10 protein-coding genes are annotated in these 10,192 nt (G+C 46.9%); 8 read left to right on the top strand and 2 right to left on the bottom strand.

What is annotated here, in order from left to right; all coding sequences use genetic code 11:
- The 5 genes from rlmKL to rmf all read left to right on the top strand — a co-directional run.
- Positions 1–1,176: bifunctional 23S rRNA (guanine(2069)-N(7))-methyltransferase RlmK/23S rRNA (guanine(2445)-N(2))-methyltransferase RlmL (gene rlmKL, locus AC4MRN_RS16425; RefSeq protein ID WP_491203885.1), on the top strand; the 1,176-nt coding region annotated here is incomplete at its 5' end.
- Positions 1,173–1,406: a glutaredoxin family protein gene (locus AC4MRN_RS16420; protein ID WP_073324534.1), complete on the top strand. Its 234-nt coding sequence runs from the start codon at positions 1,173–1,175 to the stop codon at positions 1,404–1,406. The genes rlmKL and AC4MRN_RS16420, both read left to right, overlap by 4 nt.
- The gene (gene uup / locus AC4MRN_RS16415; RefSeq protein WP_491203884.1) at positions 1,403–3,337 is read left to right on the top strand and encodes an ATP-binding cassette ATPase Uup; all 1,935 of its coding nucleotides are present in this window, start codon (positions 1,403–1,405) and stop codon (positions 3,335–3,337) included. The genes AC4MRN_RS16420 and uup overlap by 4 nt, the downstream gene beginning before the upstream one ends.
- 11 nt (positions 3,338–3,348) lie before the next feature.
- The gene (locus tag AC4MRN_RS16410) at positions 3,349–5,064 is read left to right on the top strand and encodes a DUF3466 family protein (protein ID WP_155014849.1); all 1,716 of its coding nucleotides are present in this window, start codon (positions 3,349–3,351) and stop codon (positions 5,062–5,064) included.
- Between the two features lie 349 nt (positions 5,065–5,413).
- Complete coding sequence (rmf, locus tag AC4MRN_RS16405) at positions 5,414–5,590, top strand: ribosome modulation factor (RefSeq protein WP_073324537.1); 177 nt, start codon at positions 5,414–5,416, stop codon at positions 5,588–5,590.
- A 58-nt stretch (positions 5,591–5,648) separates the two neighbouring features.
- Here the strand turns inward: rmf and fabA are convergent, their stop codons facing one another.
- Entirely contained in the window at positions 5,649–6,167 is a 519-nt protein-coding gene (gene fabA / locus AC4MRN_RS16400; RefSeq protein ID WP_073324837.1) for a 3-hydroxyacyl-[acyl-carrier-protein] dehydratase FabA, read from the bottom strand.
- Positions 6,168–6,356: 189 nt separating this feature from the next.
- Between fabA and AC4MRN_RS16395 the strand changes: the two genes are divergently transcribed.
- Positions 6,357–6,614: a RepB family protein gene (locus tag AC4MRN_RS16395; RefSeq protein WP_073324538.1), complete on the top strand. Its 258-nt coding sequence runs from the start codon at positions 6,357–6,359 to the stop codon at positions 6,612–6,614.
- A 10-nt stretch (positions 6,615–6,624) separates the two neighbouring features.
- Here AC4MRN_RS16395 and AC4MRN_RS16390 read toward each other — a convergent pair whose 3' ends face one another.
- Positions 6,625–7,914, bottom strand: a complete 1,290-nt coding sequence (locus AC4MRN_RS16390; protein ID WP_491203883.1) for a DASH family cryptochrome — start codon at positions 7,912–7,914, stop codon at positions 6,625–6,627.
- A gap of 126 nt (positions 7,915–8,040) precedes the next feature.
- Here AC4MRN_RS16390 and AC4MRN_RS16385 point away from each other — a divergent pair, with 126 nt between their 5' ends.
- Together AC4MRN_RS16385 and AC4MRN_RS16380 are read left to right on the top strand one after the other, a co-directional pair.
- Entirely contained in the window at positions 8,041–9,468 is a 1,428-nt protein-coding gene (locus AC4MRN_RS16385) for a cryptochrome/photolyase family protein (protein ID WP_491203882.1), read from the top strand.
- Positions 9,469–10,192 (top strand): cryptochrome/photolyase family protein (locus AC4MRN_RS16380; RefSeq protein WP_491203881.1); only part of this gene is annotated, 724 nt, incomplete at its 3' end.

Genomic DNA, 10,192 nt, shown 5'->3' with positions numbered 1-10,192 from the left:
CCACCATACGGTGAACGACTGGGCGAAATGACCACCTTGATCCCGTTGTTTTCGCAGTGGGGGCAACAGCTTAAACAACATTGGCAGGGCTGGAATATGTCGCTGCTCAGTAGTAATCGTGAGCTGTTGCGGTTACTGAAGCTGCGGGCTGGCAAAGAATACAGCCTGATGAACGGTAAACTCGAATGTAAACTGGTGAATTACGCGTTGGATGAAGCGAATTGTCAGCAGTACTCCGACAGTCAGGACAACGATTTTGCCAACCGTTTGAAAAAGAACCTGAAAAAGCTCAAGCCGTTTATTAAAAAAGCAAACACCAACTGTTACCGCATTTACGACGCTGATTTGCCAGAGTACAACGTAGCGATCGACGTGTATGACGACTGTCTGGTTGTGCAAGAATATGCACCACCTAAGTCCATTGATGCGGAAAAAGCCAAACGCCGACTTCAGGAAGTGTTGCTATACCTACCGGCAGTGACCGAAGTGCCCGCCAGACAGATCATGCTGAAAGTGCGTGAGCAGAAGAAAGGCAAACAGCAGTACGAAAAAGTAAATCAAACTGGTAACCGCAAGGTAGTGTTTGAAAACGGTGCGAAATTCTACGTCAACCTGACGGATTATCTGGATACCGGCTTATTCCTGGATCATCGTATCACCCGCCAGGAAGTGCAAAAGCGTGTGAAAGGCAAAGACGTTCTCAACCTGTTTTCATACACAGGCAGCGTGTCTGTATTTGCCGCATTGGGCGGTGCACGCTCGGTTACTACTGTCGATATGTCGAATACCTACATAAGTTGGGCGCGTGACAACTTTAAACTGAATAAGCTCACGGGCGCCTATCAGTTTGTCCAAGCTGACTGTTTACAATGGCTGGCAGGGCACAACAGTCAGTATGACTTTATCTTTATCGATCCACCGTCGTTTTCTAATTCAAAGCGTATGAATACCACCTGGGATGTTCAGCGCGACCACGTCATGTTGCTCACTCAGGCGAAACGCTGTCTGAAGCCCGGCGGCACCATTATGTTTTCGAATAACCGTCGAGGCTTTAAACTCGACAACGACGCGATGGCGTCTCTGGGACTCACTGCGCAGGATATCTCTGCCCAGACAATCCCGGAAGACTTTAAGCGCCACAGTAATATTCACCAGTGCTGGATTCTGCAATCATGAACATCGCACTCTTCACCGGCCCGCAATGTAGTTTGTGTGACGACGCGAAAGCACTGCTCAGTCAAAGCAGTAAAGCGTCGTCAATAACACTCACAGAGTACAATATTCGAGAGAACCCGGAGCACTACCATTTGTATGCAGTGCGCATTCCCGTACTTAAACGGGAAGACAACAATGCAGAACTGGGCTGGCCTTTTTCCCTGCAGGATTTGGAGTTATTTTTGCAGTGAGTCTTTTACAATTAAAAAACGTATCAGTTTTGTTTGGCACACCGCCTTTACTGGATGGCGTTGAACTGGTCATCCAGCCAGGCGAACGGGTGTGTATCGTAGGGCGTAACGGCAGTGGTAAGTCTACGTTACTGAAAGTCATCAGCGGTGATGTTATTGCCGATGATGGCCAGCGAATTATCGAACGCGACACCATTGTGGCCCGTTTGGAACAGGACCCGCCACAAACTACCGATATCGCACTTTTCGATTATGTGGCCGAAGGATTAGCCGAAGTGGGCGACATCCTCAAAGGTTACTTTAAGTGTACCCAGTTAGTGGCCGACGATCCCAGCGAACAAAACCTCAAAAAATTACAGACCTATCAGGAACAGCTGGATACGCACAACGCCTGGCAATTTGAGCAACAAATAGAACAAACGCTGACCATGCTGCAACTTGACGGCAGCGCATCTTTAGCCACGTTATCCGGTGGATGGCGACGCAAAGCCGCGTTGGCCAGAGCGTTGGTTCGCTCGCCTGACATCCTGTTGCTGGACGAGCCCACTAACCATCTCGACGTGCAGATGATTCGATGGTTAGAACAAAGCCTCCAGCAGTACAAAGGCGCGATTGTGTTTATTAGCCACGACAGGGCGTTTATACGCGCGATGGCGACACGTATTGTTGATTTGGACCGCGGTCAGATTACCAGTTACCCGGGCAACTACCAGCAATACCTCGAAAAGAAAGAACACGATCTGGCGGTTGAAGCAACACAGCAAGCTGAGTTTGATCGCAAGCTGGCACAGGAAGAAGTGTGGATCCGACAGGGTATTAAAGCGCGCAGAACCCGCAATGAAGGGCGCGTGCGGGCACTTAAAAAATTGCGCGAGGAACGGGCTGCGCGTCGAGAGTTGTCTGGTAATGTTGCAATGCAACAGCACCAGGGCAACCGTTCCGGCAAGCTGGTATTCGAAACTACCGATTTGAGTTATGCCATTGAAGGCAACACCATTGTGAGTAACCTGAACTTAACAGTGTTACGCGGTGAAAAACTGGCATTAATTGGCCCTAACGGCTGTGGTAAAAGTACCCTGATTAAACTCTTATTAGGCCAGTTAACGCCAGATACAGGCAGCTGCCGACAGGGCGCAAACCTCGAAGTCGCGTACTTCGATCAGCATCGCATTGCGCTGGATTTAGAAAAGCCAGTGATAGATGTAGTGGCAGACGGCAAACGCGACCTGACAGTAAATGGGCATCCGCGCCACGTCATGAGCTATTTACAGGATTATTTGTTTAGTCCGGAACGGGTAAATGCGCCGGTTAAATCGCTGTCTGGCGGTGAGAAAAACCGCTTAATGCTGGCAAAACTGATGCTGAAACCCAGCAATGTACTGATTCTCGACGAACCAACCAATGATTTGGACGTGGAAACGCTTGAGATGCTGGAAACACTCCTGTTAAATTACGCAGGCACTGTAATTCTGGTAAGCCACGACAGGGAATTCGTCGATAATGTGGTGAATAGCAGCTTGTTGTTTACCGACAACGGCGTTATTCAGGAATTTGTGGGTGGATACACCGACATTGAGCAGTGGTACAGCGAGCAAGGCAAGACGATTTACTTGTCGGGCACGTCAAAAACTGTAAAGAATGAAACTAAATCGGAAAATAATAGTCCGATTGCAAAACAACCGGCTAAAAAGCCGAAAAAGTTGTCCTATAAAGACCAACGGGAACTAGAGACGCTCCCGGCGACCATTGAATCGCTGGAAGAACAGGTTGAACAACAACAAGAACGCGTGAACGACCCGGACTTTTTTAAGCAGGATAGCGAAACCACCACCGCCATACTGAACGAATTGGCGGCACTAGAAGAAAAACTTTCTCATGCTTATGCGCGATGGGACGAATTAGAAAGCTTGCTGGATAGTACTCAGCAGTAACAGGATTTTGAATGAAACTTAAACAGCTTACATCTGCAGTAATCCTTGCCACAACCGGCATGTCAGCAACGGCAGCAACGTACACACTAACGCCAACGCCAGCCCAGGACTTATCTTTTGCAAACTATGCTCAATCTATTGATAACTCAGGTACGTTGGTAATAAACACTTCCGTAGAATACAACCCGCCTATAGACCTGAGCTTATTCGATTTTGAGAATGAACTCTTTACCGCGCAATTTGAAGATCCTGATGCCGTGGAGCAGGGCGTTTTTAGTAATGTTGATTACAATATTCTTTACTCCTATGTTCTGCAAGTGAGACAAAGCAGTATTCTTGGCCAGAAACTCGAAACGTTACGAAGCTATCAAACAGACATGGTTGGTCTAGATCTGATCCCTGGGTTTGATGTCTACAGCGAAGATTTCGATGACTACAGTCGCAGTTCATTGAGCCTGATACGCGATTCGCTTAACGGTGATTTCTTTGTGGGTACCGGTAATGGGGCGTTTTTTGAGCTGGATTATACGAATGAAGACGGCACTGATTACACATTTATTATTAATGCGTTGCCTAAACAGGCAATAGTTCAGGTTAATGGCGAGGCAAAATTTCTGCCAGCAAGCACCACAGAGCCGCTCGGCGGATTCGGCGAGGCATTCGCAATAAACAACCAGTTACAGGTTGCCGGTTACAGCAGTACAGTATTCTCAGATGATTACATTACTGCCGCAGAAAACTGTGACGATGATGAAGAGCGTGGCGATATACCAGTAGAGGTATGTCAGTATAATTTAATCTCCAATGAAACAACCCTGAATTCAGTTGCTCAGACAAGAGCGACTATATGGGAATTAGATACACAAGGCGATGTTGTTAATACACAAACGTATGGCATGGTCTTTACGCCAGAAGAAGATGACAGCTCACGATTTGTCTATTACAGCAAAGCGAATGACATTAACGATCAAGGTATTGCAGTAGGTGAATCATCAACCGGTGAAGCCGTAGTTTATACCATTCCTGGTGGCAACGCTGGTCGATATCAAGGTGTTGTAGCCACCGCTTTTATGGATGGTGAAGTTGTTGAACTACTGCCTAGGGATGAAAACCTACAGAGTAGCGCAAACGCAATCAATAACGATGGCTGGGTAGTCGGTAATGTTAGACGAGAGAATAACGGCGTAGCTCGAGAACAGATGTTTGCTTATAACATCGAAAGTGGAGAGTCTATCTATCCGGATGGTTTTTTTGCCACTTCCGCCGTTAATCCCAGAGCAATAAACAACAATGGTATTATCGTTGGTGAAGGGGAGTATGACGCGAGCGTTCAAACAGACCGTCAGTTGCGCGCCTTCATGTATGACATCAATGTGGGTGAATTCATCGACCTGAATACTTTGTTACCGTGTGACCAACAAGAGCAATATACGTTGGTTACGGCAAACGACATTAATGACGATAACGAAATCATTGCCAATGCCATGTACTTGAGCCCCCAGGTTTATGTCAATGGTGAAGAGGTTCTGGATAATGCAGGTAACACCAATGACGTTACTCGCGTGATTGCAGTAAAACTAACGCCAACAGGCGCGCAAAACGTCGAGGATTGTGACGCGTCGAACGAAGACAACTATGAGCGTAAGGGTGCCTCGCTGCCACTCTCTGCGTTACTGACTTTAGGCGTGTTTGCGCTGTTTAGACGATGTGTCAGACGCGCTAAATAAACGTGTACGTTATGAATGAAAATAGCCCTGCTTAGTCGGGGCTTTTTTATGCGCGGCGATCTTAATAACTGGGTCTAATTTCTTAATTATTAAGTCACATTGTGCTTATAGCGTTTGATTTTAAAAGCTGAAATAATTATGCAAAAAAAATGTAACATAAAATTCAAAAGCGTTTCATTAGCTTATAAATTGTCAATAGCAAATACAAATAAAGTTTCTTGAACCACTTGGCCACTTGCACTATCACATTATAGGTGAACAAATTAATTGCCACGTCTGCATTAACACGAGAATTGAGTCGTTGGCCTGGATATGTTCACTGGTTTAATCCAATTAAAGAGGCTAATCAATGAAAAGACAGAAAAGAGATAAACTGACTCGCGCCCATGCAAAAGGTTATCAAGCTGGAATCAGCGGTCGCTCTAAGGAAATTTGTCCGTTTCAAGCGAGTGATGCTCGCTCGCAGTGGTTAGGTGGGTGGAGAGAGGCCATGGAAGACCGTCAATTAGGAATGACGGTTCGTTAACATCTCTTTAGTCAAAAGCCCCAATTAAGGGGCTTTTTACATTACAGCGGACGCTGAATTAGAAAGAACTGGTGTCCTGGAACAGACCAACTTTCAAATCTTTTGCAGAATAAATCTCGCGGCCATCGACTTCAACAATGCCATCAGCCAGACCCATAAACAAACGGCGTTTAACAACGCGCTTCATTTGGATTTTGTAAGTTACTTTTTTGGCTGTCGGTAAGATCTGACCGGTAAACTTCACTTCACCAACACCCAGTGCGCGACCTTTACCCGGACCACCACTCCAGCCCAGGAAAAATCCGACGAGTTGCCACATAGCATCAAGACCCAGACAACCCGGCATTACTGGATCGCCCGGGAAGTGACAATCGAAGAACCACAGGTCAGGGGTAATATCCAGTTCAGCAATAATTTGACCTTTACCAAATTCGCCACCTTCTTCAGCGATCAAATTAATACGGTCCATCATTAGCATATTCGGGGCCGGTAACTGACTGTTACCCGGGCCAAACATTTCACCGCGACTACAGGCTAGCAAGTCCTCTCTGGTGAAACTTGATTGTTTAGTTGTCATTGTTTTCCCATCGAAATAAAAATTCCCGTGTAATTTAGCGAACACTTGTAAGCTAAACAACTCTGAACAGTAATTTTTTTGCATATTATCGTCGTGCTACAATAAAACAATAAGCAAAAGGCGTGTTGTGCACTTTGCCATCTCGGCATAACACCAAAATTCATCATCTATCGAGTGTAAAGCTAATTCATGACACAACCGAAAAAGAATCCGCGGGTAAACGCAGAAAAGCAAAAACGATTTCGCGAGCGCCAAAAGGAAGCGGGAAAGAAACAGGTTAGGGGATATGTCAGTCCTGAGGCACTAAGTTGCTATGAGGAAATCCAACAAAAAACCGGATGGAGCGACAGTGAGATCTTGTCTAATTCCATCCGGTTGATGTTTGCAGCCTATAAATGCGGGCAAATAAAACTGCTGAACGAGTGGTTAAAAGACCACAAGCGTTAGATGCGAGGTTTTATGCCACACTTGATTCACCTTCTCCCCACAAGGCCAGGAATTCGCCATGAGGATCGTACATTTGTGCTTGCTTGGCTAAATTAAACTGGCGTTGTCCACGAGGATCGCTGCCAACACCTGCAAGGTATTGCCAGTTTCCCCAATTTGCGCCAACATCATAGTCTATGAGTTGTTGCTCAAAATACGCAGCACCGTACCGCCAGTCCTGAGCCAGTTCATTCACGAAATAGCTGGCAACCCACTGTCTGCCGCGATTCGACATGTAGCCTGTTGCGTTTAATTGAGTCATGCAGGCATTCACATAGGGGTTATCAGTCTGCCCCTGTTGCCATTGTTTAATAGTGTGAGGATTTGGCGTATTTTCCGGTATTCTGCCTTTAATGCCCGTTTGTCTGAACCAGTTCCGGCCGTGTTTAGCCTGCTGCCAATAGAAGAACTCACGCCATAGTAATTCGAAGTACAACCAGTAGGTAGAGTCATTCTCGATGTGCTCTCGCTCATAGCGTTTAAGCTCTGAATACACCTGTCGTGGAGACAATGCGCCGTGAGCAAGCCATGCAGAGAATTTACTGGAATAATCCCAGCCATCCAGCCCGTTACGGGTTTCTTTATAAACCGACACCTGACCACTGTCGAACAGGTAATAATGCAATTGCTTTAGCGCAGCCTCTTCCCCGCCTTGAAATGCCGAAATCGTGCCGCGTTGCAGAGGTAATGCTTCCCAGTCGGTTTGCGCTAGTACTGGTGGCGGGGGCAGAAAAGAGACTGGTGAATATATCTCTTCTGGTGTTGAGTACTTTTCTACTTTTTTGCGAAAAGGCGTAAAGCTGTCAGGCATGTTTTCAAGTGAAAACGGCAGCGATTCAGGTGTAAACAAGCTTGCATTGTGCGCAGAGAGTACCTTCAGGTTTTCATTGAGTTGCTGTATTTGTTGCACTTGCTGGCGCTCATAAAAGCCCTGATATTCGCCGATGCCAACAATCGACACCTGATGCTGTTTGATTAACGCCTGAATTGTTTCTACCGGACGACCCACAACGACATGCAGCAACTGGTTCTGGCTTTGGAGTTGAGTATTCAAACTCTCCAGTGTTTCGAACAAAAACTGCTGACGATGCCGGCCGATAGAGGTAGTACCGTATGGTGTTGGGCTGAACCATTCAGGGTCGACTATATAAAGGCAAATAAGCTTGTCACACTGTGTTGCTAACGCATCCAGTGCTGGCTGGTCGTGAAGTCTGAGGTCGTGCCGAAACCAGTACAGACCTGTTTGATTATGTGTATTCATATCCGTCATACGACGTAAAGTGTACTTCGGATTTCACGTACTGTTTTTTTGTTGGTTAACGACGATCGTTTTGCCTGTCTGTACGTATTGTAAAGTGACTAAAACAATAACTTTAAAGGACAAGACGTGACACAACCTGTTAGCCTGGTCTGGTTTCGACAAGATCTCCGCGTAAAAGATAACCCGGCACTGCAAGCAGCAAATGACTTCGGTACTGTTGTACCTATCTACATTAAAGACACCTCTATTGATGCCGAAGAACAACCCGGTGGTGCGGCAAACTGGTGGCTGCATCATTCCCTGACCGCGTTGAACGATCGCCTGAACGGCCACCTGCAATTTTTTGAAGGGGATCCGAAACAACTGATTCCAGAACTGGTGGAAAAGTTTGATGCAAAAGCGGTGTTCTGGAACCGCTGTTATGAGCCAGCGGCAATCGAGCGGGATACGCAAATAAAACAGTCATTGAAAGAAACAGGCTGCGCGGTTTCCAGTTTCAATGCATCACTGTTATGGGAGCCAATGAGCATTCGCAAACAGGATGGGGGAGTGTACAAAGTATTTACGCCCTACTATCGTAAAGGCTGTTTACAAGCTTCCAGTCCACGCTATCCCGTCCCATCGCCCGAACGAATTACATACAGCAGCGTCGAGAATATAGGTTGCAGCCTTTCGTCACTCAATTTGTTGCCCACACTTGACTGGGCAGCTGATTTCACCAATCACTGGCAACCCGGTGAAAAGGGCGCAGCGAAGCACCTGAGCGATTTTATACATAACGCCGCCTCAGGGTATGAGGATCAACGAAACATTCCTTCAGTAAAAGGCACCTCACGGCTTTCGCCGCATCTGCATTTTGGCGAAATATCACCGAATCAGGTGTGGTATGCGCTTATCGATGCGTTTGAGCAACCTGACAATAAACATCTTGATTGTTATCTCAGCGAGTTAGGATGGCGTGAATTCAGCTATTATTTGTTGTTCCATTTTCCGTCATTGCCCACACAAAACTTCAACGGGCAGTTTGACCATTTTACCTGGCGCAATAAAGAGGATGAGTTTACCGCATGGACCAAAGGCCAAACGGGCATTCCAATAGTCGACGCCGGCATGCGCGAATTATGGCAAACCGGCTATATGCACAACCGTGTGCGTATGATTGTTGGTTCCTTCCTGGTTAAGAATTTATTGGTAGACTGGCGTAAGGGTGAGCGGTGGTTCTGGGATTGCCTGCTAGATGCAGACAGAGCAAGTAACTCAGCCAGTTGGCAATGGGTGGCTGGTTCCGGTGCCGACGCCGCGCCATACTTCCGTATTTTCAATCCGGTATTGCAAGGTGAGAAATTCGACAAGCACGGAGAGTACGTGAAGAAATACTGCCCGGAACTCGCCAACATGCCAGACAAATACATCCATAAGCCGTGGGACGCGCCAGCAAATATTCTGGCCCACGCTGGCGTTGTGCTAGGCAAGAACTATCCCAAACCCATTGCTGACCTAAAAGCCAGCAGGCAACGCGCACTGGATGCCTATGCAGAGACAAAGGGTAAGTAAATGGCGGCATTACGACTCATATTGGGCGACCAGCTAAACGAGCAAATTTCCAGTTTGTCAGACTGCGATAAGCAAAATGATGTGGTGCTTATTGCAGAAGTAAGAGAAGAAGCCACTTACGTAAAGCATCACAAAAAGAAAATCGTTTTGCTGTTCTCTGCTATGCGCCATTTTGCCAACCAGCTTCGCGATGCCAACTTCAATGTGGCTTATCGCTACTATGACGATGAAGACAACCAGGGTTCACTGCTGAATGAAGTGAAATTAGCGCTTCAACGGCACAATTTGCAACATGTCGTGGTTACTTTTCCTGGCGAATACCGACTGCTTAAAAGTATGCAACAGTGGGAACAAGTACTGGGCGTGAGCGTAGAGATCCGTCCTGACGATCGGTTTATCTCAACGCCTGAACAATTCAGTAAATGGGCAGACGGACGCAAACAATGGCGCATGGAATATTTCTACCGTGACATGCGTAGACAAACCGGTCTGCTTATGGAAGGTGACCAGCCAATTGGCGGCAAATGGAATTTTGACCACGATAACCGTAAGTCCATGCCGGCAGACGTTCAGCCACCTAAACCCTACACTGTGGAACCGGATGAAACTACTCAGGCAGTCATGAAGCTTGTTGAAAACACATTCCCCGACCACATGGGCAAGGCGACGGATTTCAGCTATGCCGTGACGCGTTTACAGGCACTTGAAGTGGCAAAGCAGTTTA

The organism is Marisediminitalea sp. (genome assembly GCF_984433645.1).
This window is presented reverse-complemented; position numbering and strand designations above follow the sequence as displayed.

Bases quoted from the DNA above. Each gene is read 5' to 3' on its own strand.
- AC4MRN_RS16395 (WP_073324538.1), top strand. From the start codon at position 6,357: ATGACACAACCGAAAAAGAATCCGCGGGTAAACGCAGAAAAGCAAAAA.
- AC4MRN_RS16410 (WP_155014849.1), top strand. From the start codon at position 3,349: ATGAAACTTAAACAGCTTACATCTGCAGTAATCCTTGCCACAACCGGC.
- AC4MRN_RS16390 (WP_491203883.1), bottom strand. From the start codon at position 7,914: ATGAATACACATAATCAAACAGGTCTGTACTGGTTTCGGCACGACCTC.
- AC4MRN_RS16420 (WP_073324534.1), top strand. From the start codon at position 1,173: ATGAACATCGCACTCTTCACCGGCCCGCAATGTAGTTTGTGTGACGAC.
- rmf (WP_073324537.1), top strand. From the start codon at position 5,414: ATGAAAAGACAGAAAAGAGATAAACTGACTCGCGCCCATGCAAAAGGT.
- fabA (WP_073324837.1), bottom strand. From the start codon at position 6,167: ATGACAACTAAACAATCAAGTTTCACCAGAGAGGACTTGCTAGCCTGT.